Source organism: Cupriavidus sp. SIMBA_020 (assembly GCF_046535395.1).
In the GTDB taxonomy this organism is placed as follows: Bacteria; Pseudomonadota; Gammaproteobacteria; order Burkholderiales; family Burkholderiaceae; genus Cupriavidus; species Cupriavidus campinensis.
The window spans coordinates 113,432-135,833 of the sequence record NZ_JAWRWU010000010.1 but is presented as its reverse complement, the minus strand read 5'-3'; the positions used below and the strand labels follow the sequence as shown (position 1 = coordinate 135,833).

Below are 22,402 nucleotides of genomic sequence, written 5' to 3'. Positions count from 1 at the left end.
GCGCGCCGTGCCGTGTAATCCTTTGAAATACAAGGGCTACAACCCGGTGACCGGGAACTTTTCGCGCGGCAACCCATCGCCGGTGATGCTGCGATGCTGTGAACCGCAGTAGACATGTCACAGCGTTGAGACAACGCTAGCCGCATGGCGGCGTGGGCGCTCCGTGCGAATCGGAAAAAACCGTGAGTTTTCAGCAGCTTGGCGTGGCGCCTAGGGGAACCCCGCAGTGCCGCGGCCCGTTGCGGTGGTGAAACAGCCCACGCGAGGTGACCGCTACGCAATCACATGGCCTGTGCGAAGTGTCGGATATGTCAAGAATTGCAATCCCTGATAGGAATCCCGCCCCAACTGGCCGTGTCAGTGCGACGTGAGCACCGGCTTTCAGAGGGAATCCCGCCCGGCGGCACGTCTTTCTTGCGCGCGCCGCGCCGACGATGCGGGACCGCAACAAATGCGGGGGCGCGGAGTGCGCAGAGCGCCGCCGGCCTGTTTCATGCTAGGCTCTATGTCTGATTTAACGTACATTAGTCTCGTCTAGGACTTGTCAGCGCATCCGCAAGGGAAACCATGAGTGAAGCCGTCGTTCCCCTGTATCACCAGATTTACGTAGTCCTCCGCCAGCAGATCGTGGAAGGCCGTTTCGGGCAGGGCCCGCTGCCGGGCGAGATCGACCTCGCCAAGCAGTTCCACGCCTCCCGCGTGACCATGCGCCGCGTGTTCGACCGCCTGGTGCAGGAAGGTCTCGTGCGGCGTCACCGTGGCCTGGGTACCTTCGTGAACCCGCATCCGGTGAAGCCGGCCGCCACCGAGGAGCGCACCACCAGCCTGCTCGGTAACATCATCGACATGGGCGAGAAGACCGCCGTCAAGGTGATCTCGATCGACGAAGTGCACGCCACCCCCGATGTGGCCGAGGCGCTCAAGCTCGAGCCGGGCGACCCCGTGGTGAAGATCGTGCGCGTGCGCCACTACCGCGACCGTCCGCTCTCGCATATCACCGTCTATTTGCCCGTGGACCTGGGCCGCCCGCTGCAGCGCAAGGATCTGGAAGGCACGCCGATCCTGCGCCTGCTGGAGGCCGCCGGCGTGGAGCTTGGCCGCGCCAGCCAGGTGCTGACCGCGCGCCTGGCCGACGTGGTGGTGGCCCCGCTGCTGGACGTACCCGTGGGTGGCGCGCTGCTGGCCGTGCGCCGCGTGGTGCTGGACAAGGCCGGCCGCCCGGTGCAGCTGCTGCTGGGCCAGTACCGGCCCGACCGCTATGAGTACCGCATGGACCTGTCGCCAATGGGCGGAGACAGCGCCAACGTGTGGGTGGAAAACGAGACCCGCACCGGCCTGCGCGACTGACCCCCCTCTTGTCCACTGCCGCGCGCGGCAGATTCCGGGCGATACTGCGCACTCCTGATCACACTGTCGAGGAGCTACCGTCATGCCAGTCGTCCGCCCGCGCGCGCACCAGCCCGCCTGCCAGCCTGCCTGCCAGCCTGCCTGTCCGCCCGCCCGCGCTGCTGTTCTTCGCCCTGTCCACCGCCTGTTTTCCCGCATCCCCGCCGCGCTGATGGCTTCGGCCTCGGCGGCGCTGTGCGTGGCGCTCGCCCTGCCCGCCGGGGCGCACGCCGCGGTGGCCGGCGGCAAGCCGATCCGCATCCTCGTGGGTGCGCCGGCCGGCGGCACCACGGACACCCTGGCGCGCACCATCGCCCAGGAAATGTCGCAGTCGCTGGACCAGCCGGTGGTGGTGGAGAACCGCCCCGGCGCCGGCGGCAATATCGCGGCGGACATGGTGGCCAAGAGCGCGGCCGATGGCAGCACGCTGCTGATGAGCTTCACCAGCCATACCATCAACGCCACGCTCTACAAGAAGCTGCCGTTCGATCCGATCCAGGACTTCACGCCGATCACGCTGGTGGCCACGGTGCCGAGCGTGCTGGTGGCCACGCCGAAACTGCCCGCCAACAACATCCCCGAGCTGATCCGGCTGGCCAGGTCCGAGCCGGGCAAGCTCAATTTCGGCATCGGCTCGGTCGGCTCGTCGGTGCATCTGGCCGGTGACATGTTCAAGATGATGACCGGCACCTACATCGTCAACATCCCCTACAAGGGCACCACGCCGGCCATCACGGACCTGCTGGCCGGGCAGGTGGACCTGATGTTCGCCAGCACGCTCAACGTCGCCCAGCACGTGAAGGCGGGCAAGCTCAAGGTGCTGGGCGTGACCAGCCCCGGCCCGCTGCCCCAGTTCCCGGGCGTGCAGCCGATTGGCGCGACGGTGAAGGGCTTCGAGTCCAGCGCGTGGTTCGGCCTGTTCGGGCCGGCCAACCTGCCGCCGGAGGTGACCCAGGCGCTGTATCAGGCCGCGCGCCACGGGCTGGAGTCGCCAGCGGTACGCAAGCGGCTCGAGAACGACGGCGCCCAGCCGAGCGCGATGGCGCCGGACGCCTTCGCCACCTTCGTCAAGCAGGACGTGAAGCGCTGGGCCAGCGTGGTGAAGTATTCGGGAGCCCAGCCGGAATGACGCGCCCGAGCGACCACGCCGAGCCTCCCGCGCCCCCGCCGGCCACGCTGGCGCAGAAGCTCGTCGCCCGCGCTGCTGGCGTGGCGCACGTCACGCCGGGCACGGTGGTGATGTGCCAGGTCGACCTGGCGATGGCGCACGACTCCAGCGGCCCGCGCCGCGTGGCGCCGCTGCTGCGCGAGCTGGGCGTCAAGGTGTGGGACCCCTCGCGCTTCGTGGTGGTGACCGACCACTACGTGCCGGCCGCCGACCCCGACGCGGAGGCCATCGTCCGCTTCACGCGCGACTGGGTCCGCGAGGCCGGTATTTCGAACTTTATCGATGGCCAGGGCATCTGCCACGTGGTACTGCCCGAGCGGGGCCACGTGCTGCCGGGCCGCTTCATCGTCGGCGGCGACAGCCACACGCCCACCGGCGGCGCGTTCGGCGCCTACATGTTCGGCATCGGCGCCACCGAGATGGCCGGCGTGCTGGCCACCGGCGAGATCTGGCTGCGCGTGCCGCAGACCATCCGCATCGACTGGCGCGGCGCGCTGGGCACCGGCGTCTGCGCCAAGGACATGATGCTGTTCCTGTGCGCCCGGCTCGGCATGGCCGGCGGCCACTACGAGGCCATCGAGTACACCGGCGCCGCCGTCACCGCCCTGCCGATGCAGGAGCGCATGACCCTCTGCAATATGAGTACCGAACTGGGCGCGCAGACCGGGCTGGTCGCGCCGGACGCCACCACCCTGGCATGGCTGGCCGAAGCCGGCGTAGATGCCGCCACGCTGGCCGCCATCGACATTCGCTATTTGCGCAGCGATGCCGGCGCGCCGGTACGGGCCACCCATCGGTTCGATGCCAGCACGCTCGCGCCCCAGGTGGCCGCGCCGCATTCGCCGGCCAACAGCGCGCCGGTGGAAGCCTGCGCCGGGCAGCCGGTGGAGATTGCCTACCTGGGCGCCTGCACCGGCGCCAAGCTCGAAGACCTGCGCCTGGCCGCCAGCGTGCTGCGCGGGCGCAAGGTGGCGCCAGGCGTGTCGCTGCGCGTGGCCCCGGCCTCCCTGCGAGACCAGCAGCAGGCCGCGCGCGAGGGCACGCTGCAGGTGCTGACCGATGCCGGCGCGGCCCTGCTGCCCAACGCCTGCAACGCCTGCGCCGGCTATGGCGCGAGCCGCTTCCCGGCCGGCAGCCACGCCATCGCCTCCACCGCGCGCAACTTCGCGGGACGCATGGGCGATGCCGGCAGCGAAGTCTGGCTGGGCTCCCCCTTGACCGTGGCGGCCAGCGCGGTGACCGGGCGCATTACCGACCCACGCACGCTGCTCGCCTGAACACGCCGTTTCCGTCGTTTCCGTCGTCCCCAAAAAGAACCAGAAAACCGAAGACAGACCACGATTCACATGCCCCCTGCCCCCGAATTCTCCCTGCCGCAGGCTGGCCGGATCTGGCGCTTTGGCGATGATGTCGATACTGACGCCATGGCGCCCGGCAGCTATATGAAGGCCGGCATCGATGTGCTCGCCCAGCATTGCCTGGCCGCGCTGCGGCCGGAGTTTCCGGCGTCCGTGCGCCCCGGCGACCTCGTCGTGGCCGGCAACAACTTCGGCATGGGATCTTCGCGCGAGCAGGCCCCGCAGGCGCTGCGCCACCTGGGCGTGGCGGCCGTCATCGCGCCGTCCTTCGCGGGGCTGTTCTATCGCAACGCGCTCAATCTCGGCCTGCCGGTGATGGTGTGCGCGCAGGCGGCGTTGCTGGCCGATGGCACGCGCGCCACGCTGGACCTGGACGGCGCGCGCATCCGGCTGGAGGACGGCACGCACCTGGCGTGCGAGCCGATGCCGGACTTCCTGCGCGCGCTGCTACGGGCGGGTGGGCTGGTGCCGCACCTGAAGGCCCGGCTGGCTGCCCGTGCCGGGAATGGCTGACATCTGCGCCTGGCGCAGCAGCGTCAGCGCCTCCTCGTCGCTGGTCTGCGTGAAGTCGAGGTAGAAGGCGCCCACGGCGCCGAAACTGTCCGGGGTCTTCAGGCATACCACCTCGTCGGCCACTTCGCGCAGCGTATCGAGCCCGTCCGCCGCCCCGACCGGGATCGCCGCGACGACCCGCGCCGCGCCGGCGGCCCGCACCGCGAGCAGGGCCGCGCGCATGGTGGCGCCGGTAGCCACGCCATCATCGACGACGATCACCTGGCGCCCCTGCATCGGCGTGACGGCTTGCCCGCCGCGGTAGCGCTGCTGGCGCCGGCAGATCTCGTTGAGCTGGCGGCCGCGCTCGGCGTCGAAGGCGCCGGACTCCACCGAGCGGCGCGCCCACGGATCGTCATTGACCACGGTATGCGGCTCGCCGCCGCTGGCATCGCCCTCCACCACCGCGCCCAGCGCCAGTTCCGGATAGCCGGCGGCGCCGATCTTGCGCACCAGCAGCACGTCGAGCTTGCCATCCAGCGCGCGCGCCACCTCGAAAGCCACGGGTACGCCACCGCGCGGCAGCGCCAGCACGAGCACCGGCTGGCCATCATCGGTATGGCCCATCCCGTGTTCCGCGAGGTGACGGCCCAGATAGGTGCCCGCCTCGCGGCGGTCGGCATAGCACGGCGGTAGTGTCATGGCGTGCTCCCGCAGGCGTTGGCGGTGAGGGGAAGGGAACAGAAGGGGATGGGCGCCGCGACGGTGCGGCTCCCCAGCCCACTATAGACCCGTCACGGGAAGGCGGCGGCGCTTTCTGGGGGAAGGGTGGACCCTATCGCCCCGATAGCCCACGACGATTGATGGCGATCGTGAAATAGTGTTTTGAGGCGCGCGCCGATGATCCGCACGCATGGCTTGGGTAGGATGCAATCCGTGGCGGCGATCCCGCCCACCGAACTTCCAGACATCCCGGCGCCCAGAACGCGCCATCGACTTGAGCGAGCGTTACCGTGAATCCGCAACAGACCTCCCGTACCGACGACCAGACCGCCCATCCCGACCTGGACCTGGACATCCCCTTCGGCTCGCTCGACGCAGCCGCCATGGCGGAACTGCCCTACACCTTCCGGCAATCCGGCCACTGCACCCGCTATTACAACGAGTTCTTCGGCTGAGATTGAGCCGGAGCTTGTGGATCAAGCCTCGCGTGGCCGGCAGATCATGAAGTATTGCGAGCTGAGCCACCACGGCAGCTGACGCAGCGGGCTGGTGGATTCGGCTTCCACGTCAAAGCGTGTGCTCACCTGCGCACGCAGCTTGCGGAAGTCGAAACCCTTGTGGGTATGGCGGGGATTGTCCGGCCGCGTGACCGGCAGTCCCACCAGCGCCCGCAGCGCCTCGCCCGGCGTGTGATCCATGCGTAACGTACGCTCGCTGACCATGCCGTTGAGCAGCTTCGGCACGATGGCAACGCCGTACATCACCGGCACCGAGATGATCAGCGTACCGCTGGGGCGCAGGATGCGCAGGGCGTCGTCGAGGAAGGTGTCCACCTCGTCCGCATAGAGGTGCTCGCACACTTCGAAGGCGGTCAGCATATCCACCGAGTCACTGGGCTGGGCGTCCATCTCCGCCAGATAGCGGATCTCGGGGTAGTCCGGGGTCTTGTAGGGGTCGAGTCCGGCCAGCGACAGGTCAGGCCGCGCCTGCCCGAGCCGGTGCAGGAACAGCCCCGGCCCCGCGCCAAAGTCCACCACCGTGCCGCCGTGCGGGCAGCGGGCGGACACCATGCCGAGACCCAGCGCGATCCGGCTCCGGTGCGCGAAGCGCGCCAGCGGGTTGGACGCGTTGATGGTCTGCTTGTCGTAGGTAATCTGCATGGCCTGTGTCTCCCCAGCATTGCCGCATGGCAGTTTCCTGCATTCTGGCGAGGGGAGGCGCGCGGCCTCTGTGCGATCCGACACACGGAAATGCCGGGGCGGCCTGCCCGCCCCGGCGCCCTTCAATACGTCTTGTAGGGCAGGAACTTGCCGGACATCTCGATGCGGACGCGGTCCCCGTTGGGGTCCGCTTCGCGCTGAAGGTCCATGCGGAAGTCGATGGCGCTCATGATGCCGTCGCCAAATTCCTCATGGATCAGCGCCTTGAAGGTGGTGCCGTACACGCTGACCAGCTCGTAGAAGCGGTAGATCAGCGGATCGGTGGGGACCTGGGTGGGCAGCGAGCCCTTGTACGGCACGGTGCGCAGCCAGGGCTCGGCTTCGGCGGGGAGGTCGAAGATCTCCATCACGGCACGGGCGCCGGCTTCGTCGAACACCATCTGGCCCAGGCACGCGGCCGTTGTCCATTCCTTGCTCTTGCCCACGCGCTCGGCCACCTGCGCCCAGGAAATCCCGCGCCTGACCTTGGCTTCGATGATCAGATCGGTCACGTCACTGCGATTCATGTTCCCTCCGTTGGTCGTTGGAATTCGCCCCGGAGAGAACGGCGGATGGGGTCACGGCATGCTCGAGCGCTCCATGACCGCGACGGCATCGCCCCTGTCTTCGAACTGCATCCGCGCGAAACGCGGCACCGACAGCGGGCTCAGGCCTTCGAGCGCCTGCAGGATCAGCACGATGAACATGACCGGCATGACGTCCTCCCTCGGGAATACGGCAAACAGACTGGCGCAAGCTTCGTGCCACGCGCGCGGCCCCCGGATGGCCCGCCGATGACGCACCGTGGGGCGTTTTCGGAGACCGCCGAGGGCGTCGGCGCGGGGTGCGCACCGTTGCGGGGAAGCCCGCCGCGCGGGGCGCACAGGTTGAAGCGTACCCGTTTCTGCGCCAAACGTGGCGGCCTCGATCAAGGACGACAGCCTCGATCGAGGCCCGGCGCACCCCGCTGCCATGGCAAATCTTTGCAGCAGACATTTCCGATGTAACGCCACATTACCCTGGGCCTGCCCGCAGACTGCGGCGCGGGCGTAGGCGTCACTTCGCCGCCAGGCCTTGCCAGACAAGGGCTGGCGGGCGATGGGCGAAGCCCTTCGGGAGGCGTTTTCGCCGCATCCGGCGCGAAGACAGCCTTACAAGTGCAACCGCGCGGAGCGGGGGTGCGTCGCTACAGTGAAGCCGTGTTCAACGCGAACCGCCACCGAGCGAATCGCATACGGAGTCCCCAACATGAAACGCGCCATCGCCCTGACCCTCTTGCTGGCCACCACGAGCGCCCTGCTTTCGGCCTGCATCGTCGTGCCGCCGCGCGGCGGCCATTACCACTACCACGACCGCGGCCGCTATTGATCGGCCGATCGGCCACGGCGTCGGACTTCATCGCACAACCCCACATCCACAGCCTGCTTTGCCCGACCGGATGATCCGGTAGAAGGAGAACCACCATGAAACGCCAACTGATGCTTGCCGCCGCCGTCCTTGCCGCCGGGAGTGCCTTCGGGCTGATGTCGCCCGCCCAGGCCCATGGCTATGACGACCGCCCGCCCCCGCCGCGCCATGAAGTGCGCCCGGCGCCGCGGCCCGGCAAGGTCTGGGTGCCCGGCCACTATGACCGCGTGCAGGGCAACTACGCCTGGCGCGGCGGCTACTACCAGACGGCGCGCCCCGGCTACCGCTACGTGCCGGACCGCTGGGTGCATGGCCCGCACGGCTGGGTCAGGCGTCCCGGGCATTGGGCGCGCTGAGGCGCACGCCGAGCGTAGCGACTGACTGACGGCAACGGGCCGGACCATGGGCATGTGGTCCGGCCCGTTTCCGTTTCCGTTTCCGTTTCCGCTTCCGCTTCCCTTCCTTTTCCGATTCGGCCCAAAGTCCATTTGGCCATTAGGCTTTCAGCCCTCCCCCGGGAGGTGGGGTGTATCCCCACGAAGGTGGGTGGCAAGCCGGGCGCCGCCCCCTTAACACCCCTGATTACTTTCCTCCGGAGGTGGGATTTCACTCTCATCCTTTTGCACTAGGCCACGAGACTCCCCACGAAAGGAGAACTGCCCATGCCGCCATCCGCCAGTGATTTTGTAATGGTTTCAAAATTGGCGCATAAAGCAGCCATCCGTTAATGCCGCACCCCCCAGTCGGGTGAGCTTTCTCCATTTATCGTGCGCCTTTTATTCAATATGGTTGCAGTGGTGAAACATATTGGGGACCCCCTGTTTCAGGCCTGCAACGGACCGGCCAGCCCGTTCCAGATGGCGCTTGGCGAACATCGCCGCCCAAACGCATGAGGCATGGCTCGGTTTAGCCATGGATTATGAGTTCGTTTTCATTCCACCTCAGCAGACGCTGAATTCCACCCTCTTGCTTTCAGATGAACCAGCCCATAAGATGAATTTAAGCCGAATTTAGGAGCGATTTTTTTTCGGGTTAGGGTTCGGGTCAACCTTCCGGTCGCGCGGGAAGTCCAATCTAACAACTGGACATCGACTGACACGGAAGCACGGGGTTCAAGCGGTTTTCGCGGCACCTGTCACGGGTGGCCGCCCTGCCGGTGACATTCCCTTAAGCAAAGCGCCCGCATCTCACCCGCCAAACGGGGAGTGAAGAATAATGAACGCCTTGCTGATCGAGGAGCATCCGCTGCTCCGCCTCGGGCTGTTGCAGATGCTCGAAACCATCCAGGAATCCGGACACGTACTGGCGCTTGCGCCGGCCGACATCGGCAAACTGGATACCCCTTACCGCAACGCCGACCTGCTGGTCTTCGGCATGCCCGCCGACGAGTTCGCCGGCTGGACGCAGCTGGAGCTGGCCCGCGAACGGCTTGCGCCACAACGCATCCTGGTGCTGTCCGACCAGCTGCCGCTGCATGCGCCCACGGCGGATGCAGCGCGGGGCATCTGCGGCTGCCTGCCGAAATCGGCCTCGCTGGCCGTGATCGAAGCCGCCATCCGGCTGGCCGTCTCCAGCGTGCAGGGCCTGATGTTCGCGGGCGATGCCGTGCCGGCCGCCATGGCAACCGCCCCGGCCGCCTCGCGCTCGGCACTGCCGGCCACGACGTCCCTGGCTTCGGCCGCGCCGCTGCCGCTGACCGCCACGGTACAGACCGATCCGCACGCGCTGGCCGCCTGCGCCGTCACGCCCCGCGCCGCGATGGGCGCCCTGCGTGCCACGGCCCAGCCGCTGACCGAGGACGAGCCGAGCTACGACGAAGCCGAGATGCTCAAGATCACGCCGCGCCAGTACGAGGTGCTGGTGCTGCTGGCGCGCGGCTATCCGATCAAGACGGTCAGCCGCATGCTCAATATCTCGGTGGCCACGGTGAAGAGCCACGCCTGCACGCTGTACCAGCGCCTGAAGGTCAAGAACAAGGGCGAAGCGGTCTACGCCGCGCTGCAGCGCGGCGCCACGCTGGACTGGGTCAGCGGCGACGAGCGCGCCACGCGTGCGGCGCCGGCGGTACGCCGCGACGCATCGTTCCCCACGCAGCCCAGCCTCTGAGCCGCGTTCGCCCCCCCTCCCGGAGCCCCCGCGCGCAGGCGCGGGCACCCCGGGAGCAGGGAGTGGGTGAGCGAGCGTACAGACCCCGCCAGCCGCGCCTCCCAGACTGACGCAGACAGCCGCACAGGCTGCAAACGACGATACGGGCACCAGCCCGACGGGAGAAATCACCATGTCAGCCAGCTTCCTGCCGACGTTCTCGCTGTGCATCTGCACGCGAAACCGGCCCGACGACCTGCGCCGCGCGCTGCAATCGGTCCAGGCCTCCACCACGCCCGTGCACCAGCTGATCGTCTCCGACGACAGCACCGACTACCGCACGCGCGACATGATGCTGGGCGAGTTCCCGGCCATCACCTACGTCGAAGGGCCGCGCCGCGGCCTCTGCGCCAACCGCAACCGCGCCCTGGCCGCCGCCACGGGCACGCACGTGCTGTTTATCGACGATGACGCCACGCTGGGCGAGACCTTCCTCCAGCAGATGGCCGAACGGCTGCTCGACGACCAGGTGCACCACGTGGCCGCTGGCGGGCCGGCCAACCGGCTGATCCTGACCGGCACCGAGGTCTGCCACGGCGAGCGCGTGCGCCCGCACAAGGGCGCCTTCCTCGGCTTCCAGCAGCACAACTACCGCTGCGGCGAGCGCATGTACTCGATCGTCATCAACAGCACCGTGTTTCCGCGCGAACTGTTCGACCACGTGGCCTTCGACGAGCAGCTGGTCTATGGCTACGACGAGATCGACCTGGCCAGCCGGGCGGTGTTCAAGCACGGCTTCCGCATCGAATGGCTGGCCAGCGCGGCCAATCACCATTTCCCGTCGCCGGCCAACCGCGACTACTACCGGCCGTTCCTGCACGCCTCGCGCATCTACACCACGTTCAAGCGCTATGGCTGGAGCGAGCGCCGCCCGGCCAAGGCCGCGGTGTTCCTGATGGTGGCCGTGTCCCACAACCTGGCCCACAACGTGCGCCAGCAGGGGCTGCGCGGCGTGGCCGAGGCGTGGCGCACCACGCGGCTGGCCTGCGGCTATATCCACCGGCATGCGCGTGGTGCGGGCACGACCGGCGGCGTGACGCCGATCGCCGCCGAATCGGCGACTGTCACGCCACGCTGATATCCAGATAATCAGGAAAGGGAGGTCAGACGGCGGGCGCGTCCTGCGCCACACCGTCGCGGCGTGCCACGTCGGCCACGATGCGGTCCACGGCCGTGAGCATGGCCAGCGGGGAGAAGCGCGCCACCGCTGCCGCGCGCGCGCGGACACCCATCCGGTCGCGCTCGGCCTCGTCGGCCAGCCGGGTCAGGGCGCTGGCCAGTGCCGGCGCGTCATCGGGCGAGACCAGGATGCCGGTCTCGCCGTCATCGACGATCTCTTTCACGCCGCCCGCCGCCGTGGCCACCACGGGACGCGCCGCCAGCATGCCCTCCACCACCACGCGCCCGAACGGCTCGGCCCAGACCGAGGCATGCACCACCACGTCCATGCAGTGCATGAGTTCGGCCACATCGGCACGGAAGCCCAGGAAGTGCACGCGCCCGGCCAGATCCGGCTCGGCGGCGCGCGCGCGCAGCGCTGCCTCGTAAGTGTGTTCGCCAAACAGCGGGGCGCCCACCAGCACCATGGTTGCGCCCGGCATGCGCGCGACGGCCTCCATCAGCACGCGCTGGCCCTTCCACGGCGTCAGCCGGCCGAACAGGCCGACCAGCAGCCCGGTGGACGGCAGGCCGTTGGCCACGCGCAGCGCCAGGCGGTCGCGCAGCAGTGCGGCGTCGAACGGCGCGGGGTCGATGCCGTTGTGCACCACCTCGATGGGCACGCCGTTGCCGGCCAGCGCGCGGAACGCATCCGCGCTGGCCTGCGAGTTGGCGATCACCCGGGTCAGCCCGCGCGACAGCAGGCGAATGGCGATGCGCTGGGTGCGGCCGAAGAAGCTGTCATCGACGATATCGCGCAGGTGCCAGACCACCGGGCGCCGGTGCAGCCACTTGCCGAGCACGCAAACCGCCATGGCGCGCTGCGTGTTGGCGTAGACCACGTCCGCGCACGCCGCGCGCCGGGCCACGCGCCGCACCAGCGAGGGCAGCGCCAGCAGGCCGCGCAGCGCGCCCGTGCCAAACCCGCGCTGGCGCAGCGCGCCTACGGCGCCGCCGGCTTCCACGTGCACGCGTACGCCCTGCGCCGCCAGCCGCTCACGGAACGGGCCGTCATCGAGCAGCACCACTTCGCTGTCATGGCTACGATGCCGCGCGATATCGAGCAGGCTGAGCTGTGCGCCGCCGATCTGGCCGCTCTGGTCGACGAAGAGCACCCGCTGGCGGGCCGATTGCGCCGGGCGGGTGGCCTCGGTGCCGTGCGCCAGCAGGTTGACGTGGAGCATGCGTGGGGGGTCCTGTTCAGCCATGGCGCGCCAGCTCCTTGGTGGGCTCGGTCACGCCGGCAACGGGAAGCGGGGTGGATTGGGTGGATTGGGTGGGCGAGGTGTGCTGGGGCTGGCGCACCGCGGCCAGCAATTCTGTATAGATCGCGCCGTAGTCGCGCTCCACGCGGTCCACGCGCAGCCAGTCGATGTCCTGCGCGGCGCGCGCGCGCCAGCCGTCGAGCGTGGCGCGGTCGCGCAGCAGGTTGGACAGCGCCTCGCCCAGCAGGCGGGGCCGCTGGGCCGGCACGATCAGGCCCGCCGCGCCGTAGCCGAGCGCCTCTGGCACGCCGCCCACCGCCGTGGCGACGATGGCGCAGCCGGCCTCGCGGGCTTCGCTCAGCACCAGCGGGAACGATTCCGAGTGCGAGGCCAGCACGAACACGTCGGCGGCCCGCATCCATGGCCGGGGGTCGCGCGCGAAGCCGGGCAGGTGCACGGCGTCGCTGACGCCCAGGTCTTCCGCCAGCCGCACGCAGGCGGCGCGGTCCGGGCCGTTGCCGACCAGATAGAGCTGCGCACCCGGCACGGCGCGGTGCACATCGGCGAAGGCATCGATCAGGTCGAGCACGCCCTTGCGCGCATAGAGGCCGGATACCGTGACGATCGACGGGCCGGCCAGCGCCTTCATCGCATTCGGGGCCGCCGGCAGCCGCGCCAGCCGCGCCGAGCCGATGGTGCCGTTGCGTACCACGCGGATCTTGTCCCTCGGAATGCCGCGCCCGATCATCGACGCCGCCACGGCGCCGCTGACGGCCACCACGCGGTCGCCCAGGCGCATCAGGTCGGAACTGCGCTGGAATTCGTTGTGGACCGTGGTCACCAGCGCGTAGGGCCCGCCGCCCGCGCGGCGCGCCAGCGCGCCGACCAGGGCGCCGGACACCATATGCGCATGGACGATCTCGGGCGCCATCTCGCGCGTCAGCCGGCGCAGCTCGCGCACCGCCAGCGGCAGGGCGAGCGGCTTGCGCTGCGCCAGCGTCACGTGCCGCACGCCCGAGCCGGCCAGCAGCTCGCCAAACCCGCATTCGGCGGAAGCGATGGTGACCGAGTGCCCGGCCGCGGCCTGCGCCACCGCCAGATCCACCATGACGTTCACGATGCCGTTGCCGACATCGCGGGCGTGGTTGGCCAGGTGAAGGATCCTCATGTCTTCCCTTCGTGGTTAGCGGGCGCGGCGACATCCGGTGCCGCGCTGTCAGGCGTGGGGCGCGGCGACACGCGCCGCCAGGCCGATTTCGCCACATCCCGGAACGTGGCCGAGCTGTGCAGCGACCATCCCATGTTGCAGAGGGCGAGCGCCGTGCCCGCCGCCAGGCAAGGGAGCCAGCCGTTCACGTGCGATGCCAGCAGCAGCGCCAGCGCCACGAACACCAGATGCGGCGCCATCTCGTGCACCAGCGGCCGTGCGCGCATGCCGCAGAGCCGCAGCAGCGCCGCATACTCGGCCACGCCGCGCACCAGCACCGCCATCACCGCGCCCTGGATGCCGAACAGGTAGACCCCGCCCCACAGCAGCAGCGCAAACGCCGGCAGCAGCAGCAGCGACACGTGCGCCACACCCGCCTCCTTGCCTTGGGCCAGCATGAGGTTGCGCGCCACGGTCGTCTGTCCGCCAAGCCACACACCCAGCACCATGATCCGGCCGATCTCCCCCGAGCTGGACGACAGCTCCTGCCCCACCCACGAGCGCAGGAACGGCTCCAGCACGAACAGCGCGCCAATCGTCACCGGCGTGAGCAGCGTCTGGAGGAAGCCGAGCGCGTGATGGGCGATCTCCACCGCCTCCTCGCGCCGCGCGGCGGCCAGGCGCGGGAACAGCGTGCGCGAGAGCGCACCCGAGAGCAGGTTCAGCCGCGAGACCAGGTTCTGCGGCACCGCGTAGTAGGTGACGAAGCGCGGCGGCTGCAGCGCGCCCACCACCACGCGGTCCAGCGACTCGCCGATCATGTTGGCCGCCACGGTCAGCTGCAGCCAGCGGCCGTAGCCGAACAGGGCGCGCACGCAGGCGCGCTGGGCCCGCTGCACCGTGTCGATCTCCAGCACGCGCACCGCCGCCACGCCCAGCATCAGCGCGCTCACGGCCCGGGCGATGACCGCCGTGCACAGCGCCACCTGCAGGGTCGGCGCCAGCACGAACGCCGCCGTCACGGGCAGCACCTGGAACATCACCGTGCCGATGGTCTGGTTGATGTTGAAGACCGAAAAGCGCTCCGCCGCGCTGATCGCCCCGGCAAAGACCAGCGCCACGTTGCCGACCGGGATCGACAGCGCGATCCACGGCAGCGCCCGCGTCACCTCGTTCAGCAGCGCCTCGGGCGCGTGCGTGGCCCAATGGAAATAGGCGCCGGCCACGCCCCAGAGGATCACCGCGCCGATCAGCCCGGTCACCAGGCTGGTCCAGAGCGCGCTCCAGAACGTCAGGGCGATGTCGGCGCGGTCGGCGCTGGCCAGCGCGCGGGCGATGCGCTTCTCGCTGGCCAGGCTGATGCCGAAGTCGCACAGCGTGAAATAGCCCACCAGTACCCAGACCAGCGTCATCACGCCGAAGCGGTCCACGCCCAGCACCTTGATATAGAGCGGCACGGTGACCAGCGACACCAGCGTCGGCAAGGCGAGCCCGGTCAGGTTGATCAGCAGGTTGCGCCGCAGCGTCACGTCCATCATGGGCGCTTTGCCTCCCCGGCCGGTGCCGGTGTCGGCGCCGGTGCCGGGCGCCAGCGGTACATCAGGTTCTTGCCACGCGCGTCTTCCTCGACGAAGACCACGTACTCGCCGTTGGCGCGGCGCAGCGCGGTGATGCCCATCGGCACATCGACCCAGCCGCTCTCGCCGCCCACCTCGCCGCCGGGCGTCATCACGCCGATTTGCCGTCCGGTTCGGTTCTCCAGCACCCGCACGTGGGCCTTTTCCGCCTCGACCAGGAACATGTAGTCGCCGGCCACGGCGATGCCCTCGATGCCCTGCGTGGGGCGCCGGCCCGGCAGGCTGTCCACCTCCACCACGTAGCGCGGCTTGCGCACGGTGTTGCGGCTGGTGCCGCGCCAGTTGTCGTAGCGCGCCACCACACGCCCGATCGAGTCCCACTGGCCGGGGTCATAGGGCTTGGCGGCCGTGGCGCCGGTCAGGTACATGGTGTCGGTCTCCGGGAAATATTGCAGGCGCTGCACCTTGGTGAACGGCGCCGGCATCGGCTCGCGCTCCACGGTGTCGAAGCTGTAGTCGGGGTTGCCCTGGCGATCCAGCCCGCGCAGGCGGAAGCGGCGGATGCCCTGGTCGTAGGAGCCGGCCCAGACGTCGCCCCGGTCGTCCACCCACCAGGCCTGCATCGCCGGAGCGTCGCGGCCGCCGTTACGCTCGAACTCGTTGGCCTGGAAGCGGGAATCGCCGTTGTCGTCGTGCCAGATCCATTCGCCGGACGGCGGCTGGAACGGCGGCCAGTTGCCCTCGATGCGCCGGGTCGAGATGAACCCGGCCGGCACGGCCAGCTCCGAGCGGGCCGGGTCGAAGCGATAGATCTTCAGGTACTTGGCGTGGCGGTCCGTGAAGAAGCCGAACAGCCGGCCCTGGATGCGCCGCATCAGCGGAAAGCCGCGCCCCTCGGGGCCCGCCGCGAAGGCGGCGTCCTGCGGGTAGCGGAACGGGTCCTGCGTGATGCCGGTGTAGCGCCACTCGCTGCCGGGGTCCATGTGGTCGAAGTCGAGCCGGAAGCGCCGGGTGCCGGTATAGGCCCAGCCGGGGTCGGCGGGATCGACGTGCACGGTGTCGAGGAACAGCAGGCCCTCCAGCCGCCAGCGCGGCTTGGCATCCGGCGTGTAGCTCTCGATCACGGCGCCGTAGTGGTACGGGCGGTGCCCCACCGGGCGCGGACCCATGCCGCTCATCGCCACGTAGATATTGCCCTTGCGATCCAGGCCCACGCTGGTCAGGCCCTGGAAGCGCAGCGGCCCCACGCTGCCCGCGCGCGCCCCGTTGCGGGTGCTGTAGGCGCCGCCGCGCTCGCCCAGCTCACCCGCCGGGGTCACGGTGTTGCCGTCCACCTGGAACCAGAGCAGGTTCTGGTTCGGACCGTTGTCGGCGATCAGCAGGCGGCCGTCCACGCCCACCGCCACGTCCACCGGCAGGGTACCGGCCGGCAGCGGCACCTGCGCGGTGCGCTTGCCGTCGGCGTCGAAGCGCACCACCTGCCGGCCCTGCGTGCCCGTCGTGCGCAGGATCACCCACAGGTTGCCGGCGCCATCCGGCGTCATCTTGCCCGGCTGCTCGGCCTCCCAGGCGCCCAGCCGGCGCATGGTGCGGGTGTCGAAGCGGTCGATGCGGTTGCGCAGCGGCGTGGCCGCGTACAGCACGTTGTTCTGCACAGCCAGGCCGCGCACCGCGGCGTCCTCGCCCTCGCGCACGGCGGTGATGCGCAGGAAGCTGTTCAGCACCGGGCTCGGGTTCACGTCGTCCGAATTGCCCACGCCGCCCTCGAACGGCGCGCCGCGCTGCAGGCGGTCGAGTTCGCGCCGCATCAGGCCGAACCAGACCGTGTTCTTCTCCGGATAGCCGGGCCGGTTGGCCAGCTTGCCGCCGGCATTCTCGATGCGCGCCGCCGTGAAGGCATAGCCGTCGCCCACGGCAATCGCGTCGCCGCCGAAGTTGCCCCAGCCGTGCGTGTGGTCGCCCACGCCCTCGACCTTGCCGTCGCGGATCAGCGTGATTTCGCCGCCGGCCTCGTCCCACTCCGTATTGGTCACCACCACGCCTTCCGGCGTGACGGCGATGTCCTCCACGGCGTTGGGCACCCAGCGGCCATTGCCAAACCCCAGCGTATTGCCGACCCAGGACGTGCGGTAGTCGAGCCCCGCCGCCCCGGCCGGTGCCACGGGTGCGCACAGCAGCAGGAGGGCGATCAGCCCCAGCGTGGCGAGGAAGGAACCCAAACGTGTCTGGCCTGGCCGGGGCACGCACGCGGGCGGCACCCGGTGCGCATCAGCCATCGCGCCACCCCGCAAAGCCGTCGAGCTGGTCGTCACGCACGGGCCGGGACGCACCGTCGCCCCCGCCGGACGACTTCCCCCCGGCGGCCATGGCCTGCGCCCGCGCCACGAAGCCCAGCAGCGCCTCGCGGAACTGGTCGGCCGAGAACTGCTCGGCGTTGAGCCGGCAATACTCGGGGCGGAAGAGTTCGGGCTGGCGCTCGAAGCGCTCCACGGCGTCGATGATCGCCGGCACGCTCTGTTCGGCAAAGAACAGGCCGGTGGGCATGGCGCTTTGCTCGTCACGCACCGTCTCGAGCGCGCCGCCCCGGCCATAGGCGATGACCGGCGTGCCACAGGCCTGCGCCTCCACTACCGAGATGCCGAAGTCCTCCTCGGCCGCGAACAGGAAGGCGCGCGCCTGCTGCATGGTGCGGCGCATGGCCTCGAACGGCAGGTGGCCCATCACCTGCACATTGGGCCCCGCCGCCTGGCGCACCTTGTCCAGCTCCGGCCCGGTGCCAACGATGACCAGCTTGCGGTCCGGCATCCTGGCGAAGGCCTCGGCAATCAGCGGCACGCGCTTGTAGGGCACCAGCCGGGACACCGTGACGTAGTAGTCCTCGCGCGGGCCGCCCGGCACGAAGGCTTCCACGTCCACGGGCGGATGGATCACGCTGGCATGGCGGCCGTAGATCTTGCGGATGCGCCGCCCCACGAACGCCGAGTTGGCGATGTAATGGTCCACGCCATCGCGCGTGCGGGCGTCCCAGTTGCGGATGTAGTGCAGCAGCATCCGCGCCAGCACCGAGCGCAGCCCGTATTGCAGGTTGCTCTCGCGCAGGTACTGGTGCTGGAGGTCCCACGCATAGCGGATCGGCGTGTGGACGTAGCTGATATGGAGCTGGTCCGGGCCGGTCAGCACGCCTTTGGCCACCGCGTGGGAGCTGGAGATCACCAGGTCGTAGCCGGATACATCGAGCTGCTCGATGGCGAGCGGCATCAGCGGCAGGTAGCCGCGATAGCGCGTGCGCGCAAACGGCAGCCGCTGGATGAACGAGGTGGTGACTGGGCGGCCCTGCAGGAAGGCGCGCTCCTCGGCGAAGTCGATCAGGCTGAACACGTCCGCCCCGGGAAAGCAGCGCAGGATCTGCTCGAGCACCCGCTCGGCGCCGGCGTACGCCACCAGCCAGTCATGGACCACTGCGACTTTCATCTTGGCTCCCTCGATCCTGCTCGCTGGTTCATTCGCATCGATTGACCGCCTCGCGGTACACCTGGGCCACCTTCGCGGCGATGACCGGCACGTCGAAGCGCTCACGCGCGTACTGGCGGCACGCTTCGGCGTCGGGCAGGCGCAGGGTGCCGCGCAGCGCGTCGGTCACGCCAGCCGCCAGCGCGGTGGGCCCGCTGGCCGGCAGCACCAGCGCTTCGGACAGCTCGCGCACCGCCTCGGGCAGCCCGCCCACCGGCGTCACCAGCACCGGCGTGCCGGCGGCGAGCGACTCCACCGTAGTCAGGCCAAAGCCCTCCAGCGTCAGCGTGGGCACCACGCTCAGGTCTGCCGCGCGGTAGACCAGCGGCAACTGGGCATCCGGCAGCGCGCCGAGCAGCCGCACATGATCCTGGAGGCCGATCGCCGCGATGCGCTCGCGCAGCTCCGCGTCCAGCGTGCCGCGCCCGACGATCAGCAGCAGCGCATCCGGCACGCTGCGGCGCACGGTCGCCATGGCATCGACCAGGTCTTCCAGCCCCATGCGCCGCACCAGCCGCCGCAGCGTCAGCACGATCGGCCGGTCGGTGGGCAGGTTCAGCGCCTGGCGCGCGGTGCGGCGGTCCATCGGCACGCCAAAGCGCCCCGCATCGACACAGCCCGGCACGATGCGGATGCGCGCCGGGTCCACGCCATAGCGCGTTTGCAGCACCCGGCCGAAGGCCATCGACAGCACGATATGCAGCTGGCAGCGCGTGTAGACCGCTGCCTCCACGTGATGCTGGATGCGGCTGGCGAGGTCGGCCACGCCCTCGGCGGTGTTCTCGGCGGCCCAGGGGCCGTGGAAGTGCATCACCTTGGGGTAGTCGCGGATCAGGTCCAGCCCGGGCAGCGTGTAGAGCGCGAAGTGCGAGGCGATGACGTCGGGCTTCTCGCGGGCGAGCCGGTCCCGCAGCATGCGGCGCGCGCGCAGCAGCCGGGCCGGCACGCTGGCCCCCGGCTGGGCGAAGGCGGCGATGGCGCCGTGGGTGTCCGCCGCCGCCGCGCCGGTGCCGGCCACCATGCCGCGCACGGCCACGCCGGCATCGGGCAGGGCGCCGGCCAGCGCGTAGTACATGCGGTCCAGCCCGCCGGCGCGCTCGGGGAACCAGTGCATGCCGATCTGGAACGCGGTCAGCGGCGCGCGTGCGGCCTCGGCCATCTGCACCGCCAGTGACTCGGGTCCGGCATCGTTCGCACCCGGCTGCGTGCGCAGCGCCCCGGGGGGCTGCAACGCCGTCGTGTCGCCCATCGCCCAGGGTGCGGTCATTGGGTCTCTCCCTTCAGCGTCATGTCGGTTTCCTGCGATCGGGTGGGTACGGGCCGCACGGCCAGGCGGCGATAGAGCTGGAGATAGTGCTGGCCCATCGCGTCCCAGCCCTGCGCCAGCATGGCGGCGCGGCCGACCTGCCCCATGCGCCGCAGCGCACCGGGGTCGGCCGTGAAGCGGCGGATCGCGGCGGCCAGCGCCACGGCGTCGTCGGGGTCGTCGAGCACGATGCCGGCGCCGTCCGGCACCAGCCCGGCGGCACCCGTGGAGCGCGCGGTCAGCACGGCCATGCCGCTGGCCATGGCCTCCAGCACCACGAGGCCCATCGGCTCATAGCGCGACGGAAACACCAGCGCGTCGCAACTGCGCATCAGCGTGGGCATGTCGGCCACGTGGCCGAGAAAATGCACGCGGTCAGCCAGCCCGAGTTCCCGGGCGCGCTGCGGATAGGGGCTGCCTTCGGCGCTGCCGGCCACGGCCAGCGCCACGGGCTCCGGCACCTGGGCCAGCGCCGCCAGCACGGTGTCCAGGTTCTTGCGCGGCGTGCGCAGGTCGCCCGCGAACAGCAGCAGCGGCACGCCCACCGGCAGCCGGAAGCGCGCGCGGCAGACCTTGCCCGGGGCGAACTCGGCGGTGTCCACCCCGTTCGGGATCACCTCGATGCCATCCACCGGCACGCCGGTCGCCCGCAGCTCCGCGACGATGCGCGGCGACACCGCCACCACGGCCCGCGCGCGGCGGAACGCCATGCGCTCCAGCCGGGCGTTGAGCCGCGTATAGACCCATTGATAGAGCGCGTGCGCGCCACCGCTCAGGCGGTACGGGTAGTAACCGGAATGGAGCCAGCCGTGGTGCACGAAGTGCGCCGTGTTCACATCGGCATGGGCCCAGGTGATGAAGCCGTTCACGTGAACGATGTCGAACTGGCGGCGGTGCCGCGCCAGCCACCAGCCACTCGCCACGGCGAAAGCCTGGTAGCGCAGCAGCGCCGATGGCAGCCGCGCCTCGGGCACGGCGTGCCAGCGCACGCGCGGATGCTCGCGCCACATCGCCGCCACCTGGCTGGCCACGAGCGTCACCTCGCAGCCCGCCGCCAGCGCCGCCGCCACGATCTCGTGGTTCACGCGGCCCTGCCCGTCGTTGCGGTCCACCACGTGCGTGACGATGGCGACACGCAGCGGCGGCACGGCCGGCGCCGCGTCGGCGGATGCGGGCGTCATGGCGTGGCCCCGCCCGACGCCGCCAGCATGCGCGCATAGCGATGGCCGATCACGGGCAGCGTCACGCCGAGCTGGAACAGGATGCCGTCGAACGCGTTCAGCGTATTGCTGAACACCAGCATCGAGACCAGCGCGATGGCGGTGCCCACGGCGGCGGCAAGCAGCCGGTTGGACTTCATCGCCAGCCCGCGCTTCATCGCGCGGCCAATCATCCACAGCAGCCCGGTGAGGTAGAGCAGCGTGCCGGGCCAGCCCATCACGAACGGAATCTCCATCAGCCCGCTGTCGAACACGCCGAACTTGCCCAGCTGGCTGGTGGCGGAGTCGAGCTTGGTGCCGATGCCAACCGCGCCCATGCCCTGCCCGGCGATGTCGCTGGTCGCCACGGCCAGGAACGATTCGTAGAAGCGCATGCGGATCTGGAAGCTGCGGTCGTCCTTGATCGACGTCACGCTCTCCATGCGGTCCAGTACCGGCTTGGCGAATTCCTCGACAGCGAACATCGGCACGGACAGCGCGGAGACGATCAGGATGGCGAGGATCACCCGGGCCCGCGTGCGGGCGTCGATGCAGGCCAGCGCGTAGATCCCGCCGATGATCAGCCCGCCCCAGGCCGAGCGCACGGCCGTCAGCAGCAGCACCACCAGCCCGGACACCGCGCCCACCCAGACCACCTTGCCGCGCCCGGCCAGCATGAACAGCAGCCCGCCCATCAGCACCGTGGCGAGCGGCCCCGGCGAGTTGAGCGTGCTGAACACGCGGAAGCTGAACGGCAGCGGCTCGCCCACCGAGCCGATGCCTGACTTCAGCATCCACATGGCGTCCCAGGGCGGCATCAGCACGTACTGGATTACCCCGTAGATGCCGATCACGAACATGCCCCAGCTGAACGTGGAGACCAGCACGCGCGAATAGACCGGGAAGTGCTTCCAGGTAGCCAGCACATGGAAGCCCACGAAGACCGGGATGATGGCGTAGCCGAACGAGAACAGCGCGGACGGCACCGAGTTGCGGATGCATCCCACCACCAGCGCGTACGTCATCGCCAGCACGATCAGCAGCGACGGGAAGGCCCGCTTGGTTGCCACCACGCGGTAGTGGGTGAGCACGGTCAGGCCGCTGAGGATGGCCACCAGCACCGGCGCCATCTGGATCGGGCTGATGGGGTTGTAGGCGCCGTTGAAGAAGTCGGCGATGCGGCGCACCTCGGGCGAGAGGAAGTAGAGCCAGCACATGAAGGACACATACTCGGCCGGGTTGCGCCGGTAGCACATCAGCCCCACCAGCACGGCGCCCACCGGGTACGCCAGCTCCACCACGCGGCCCAGCCTGAGCAGGATCAGCACCAGCACGAAGGCGAAGAACAGCCCCGGCACCAGTGCGGGGTGCAGCTGCCGGCTGGCGCGGCGGGGGCCGTCGAGGGCGAGGGTCATCACGGGC

At 69.8% G+C, this 22,402-nt stretch carries 19 protein-coding genes and 1 pseudogene; 8 read left to right on the top strand and 12 right to left on the bottom strand.

Annotation, left to right across the window (positions count from 1 at the left end; translation table 11 throughout):
* Positions 1 to 567 precede the first annotated feature (567 nt).
* From SB751_RS19475 to SB751_RS19460, 4 genes are all read left to right on the top strand, one after another.
* Positions 568 to 1,347 carry a GntR family transcriptional regulator gene (locus SB751_RS19475; RefSeq protein WP_144201126.1) on the top strand — a complete coding sequence of 260 codons (780 nt, stop codon included), beginning with the start codon at positions 568 to 570 and terminating at the stop codon, positions 1,345 to 1,347.
* Positions 1,348 to 1,429: 82 nt separating this feature from the next.
* A complete protein-coding gene (locus SB751_RS19470) occupies positions 1,430 to 2,515 on the top strand; it encodes a tripartite tricarboxylate transporter substrate binding protein (RefSeq protein ID WP_410748302.1) in 1,086 nt (361 codons plus the stop codon).
* A complete protein-coding gene (locus SB751_RS19465) occupies positions 2,512 to 3,831 on the top strand; it encodes a 3-isopropylmalate dehydratase large subunit (protein WP_144201122.1) in 1,320 nt (439 codons plus the stop codon). The genes SB751_RS19470 and SB751_RS19465 overlap by 4 nt, the downstream gene beginning before the upstream one ends.
* A 69-nt stretch (positions 3,832 to 3,900) precedes the next feature.
* Positions 3,901 to 4,425, top strand: a complete 525-nt coding sequence (locus SB751_RS19460; protein ID WP_144201120.1) for a 3-isopropylmalate dehydratase — start codon at positions 3,901 to 3,903, stop codon at positions 4,423 to 4,425.
* On the opposite strand, the gene SB751_RS19455 is transcribed toward SB751_RS19460, so the two are convergent.
* Positions 4,360 to 5,106, bottom strand: a complete 747-nt coding sequence (locus SB751_RS19455) for a phosphoribosyltransferase (RefSeq protein ID WP_144201118.1) — start codon at positions 5,104 to 5,106, stop codon at positions 4,360 to 4,362. The genes SB751_RS19460 and SB751_RS19455 overlap by 66 nt on opposite strands.
* A 311-nt stretch (positions 5,107 to 5,417) precedes the next feature.
* Here SB751_RS19455 and SB751_RS19450 point away from each other — a divergent pair, with 311 nt between their 5' ends.
* Positions 5,418 to 5,582 carry a hypothetical protein gene (locus SB751_RS19450; RefSeq protein WP_186296947.1) on the top strand — a complete coding sequence of 55 codons (165 nt, stop codon included), beginning with the start codon at positions 5,418 to 5,420 and terminating at the stop codon, positions 5,580 to 5,582.
* A gap of 21 nt (positions 5,583 to 5,603) precedes the next feature.
* Here SB751_RS19450 and SB751_RS19445 read toward each other — a convergent pair whose 3' ends face one another.
* From SB751_RS19445 to SB751_RS19435, 3 genes are all read right to left on the bottom strand, one after another.
* Positions 5,604 to 6,287, bottom strand: coding sequence for a class I SAM-dependent methyltransferase (locus tag SB751_RS19445; protein WP_244845123.1), 684 nt, complete (start codon positions 6,285 to 6,287; stop codon positions 5,604 to 5,606).
* A gap of 122 nt (positions 6,288 to 6,409) precedes the next feature.
* The gene (gene cynS / locus SB751_RS19440) at positions 6,410 to 6,853 is read right to left on the bottom strand and encodes a cyanase (RefSeq protein WP_092294258.1); all 444 of its coding nucleotides are present in this window, start codon (positions 6,851 to 6,853) and stop codon (positions 6,410 to 6,412) included.
* 51 nt (positions 6,854 to 6,904) lie between these two features.
* Positions 6,905 to 7,042 carry a hypothetical protein gene (locus SB751_RS19435; RefSeq protein ID WP_186296946.1) on the bottom strand — a complete coding sequence of 46 codons (138 nt, stop codon included), beginning with the start codon at positions 7,040 to 7,042 and terminating at the stop codon, positions 6,905 to 6,907.
* A 747-nt stretch (positions 7,043 to 7,789) separates the two neighbouring features.
* Here SB751_RS19435 and SB751_RS19430 point away from each other — a divergent pair.
* From SB751_RS19430 to SB751_RS19420, 3 genes are all read left to right on the top strand, one after another.
* A complete protein-coding gene (locus tag SB751_RS19430) occupies positions 7,790 to 8,089 on the top strand; it encodes a YXWGXW repeat-containing protein (protein WP_144201116.1) in 300 nt (99 codons plus the stop codon).
* 859 nt (positions 8,090 to 8,948) lie between these two features.
* On the top strand, positions 8,949 to 9,839 hold the full coding sequence (locus SB751_RS19425) for a helix-turn-helix transcriptional regulator (RefSeq protein WP_144201112.1): 891 nt from the start codon (positions 8,949 to 8,951) through the stop codon (positions 9,837 to 9,839).
* Positions 9,840 to 10,011: 172 nt separating this feature from the next.
* Entirely contained in the window at positions 10,012 to 10,956 is a 945-nt protein-coding gene (locus SB751_RS19420) for a glycosyltransferase family 2 protein (RefSeq protein WP_144201110.1), read from the top strand.
* 25 nt (positions 10,957 to 10,981) lie between these two features.
* On the opposite strand, the gene SB751_RS19415 is transcribed toward SB751_RS19420, so the two are convergent.
* The 8 genes and pseudogenes from SB751_RS19415 to SB751_RS19380 form a co-directional block, all read right to left on the bottom strand.
* Positions 10,982 to 12,244: a glycosyltransferase family 4 protein gene (locus tag SB751_RS19415; protein ID WP_250025711.1), complete on the bottom strand. Its 1,263-nt coding sequence runs from the start codon at positions 12,242 to 12,244 to the stop codon at positions 10,982 to 10,984.
* Complete coding sequence (locus tag SB751_RS19410; protein WP_144201106.1) at positions 12,237 to 13,409, bottom strand: glycosyltransferase; 1,173 nt, start codon at positions 13,407 to 13,409, stop codon at positions 12,237 to 12,239. Before SB751_RS19410 ends, SB751_RS19415 begins: the two co-directional genes overlap by 8 nt.
* Positions 13,406 to 14,926, bottom strand: a complete 1,521-nt coding sequence (locus SB751_RS19405; RefSeq protein WP_144201104.1) for an oligosaccharide flippase family protein — start codon at positions 14,924 to 14,926, stop codon at positions 13,406 to 13,408. The genes SB751_RS19410 and SB751_RS19405 overlap by 4 nt, the downstream gene beginning before the upstream one ends.
* Positions 14,923 to 17,184: a hypothetical protein gene (locus tag SB751_RS19400; RefSeq protein WP_144201102.1), complete on the bottom strand. Its 2,262-nt coding sequence runs from the start codon at positions 17,182 to 17,184 to the stop codon at positions 14,923 to 14,925. Before SB751_RS19400 ends, SB751_RS19405 begins: the two co-directional genes overlap by 4 nt.
* Before the next feature lie 154 nt (positions 17,185 to 17,338).
* A pseudogene (locus tag SB751_RS19395) lies at positions 17,339 to 18,436 on the bottom strand (glycosyltransferase family 4 protein); the annotation flags it as partial.
* A gap of 28 nt (positions 18,437 to 18,464) precedes the next feature.
* Positions 18,465 to 19,634 (bottom strand): glycosyltransferase family 4 protein, encoded by a 1,170-nt coding sequence (locus SB751_RS19390; protein ID WP_144201202.1) that lies wholly within the window; start codon positions 19,632 to 19,634, stop codon positions 18,465 to 18,467.
* 104 nt (positions 19,635 to 19,738) lie between these two features.
* Positions 19,739 to 20,962, bottom strand: coding sequence for a glycosyltransferase family 4 protein (locus tag SB751_RS19385; RefSeq protein ID WP_211944277.1), 1,224 nt, complete (start codon positions 20,960 to 20,962; stop codon positions 19,739 to 19,741).
* Positions 20,959 to 22,395 (bottom strand): hypothetical protein, encoded by a 1,437-nt coding sequence (locus SB751_RS19380; protein ID WP_331491834.1) that lies wholly within the window; start codon positions 22,393 to 22,395, stop codon positions 20,959 to 20,961. Before SB751_RS19380 ends, SB751_RS19385 begins: the two co-directional genes overlap by 4 nt.
* Positions 22,396 to 22,402 lie beyond the last annotated feature (7 nt).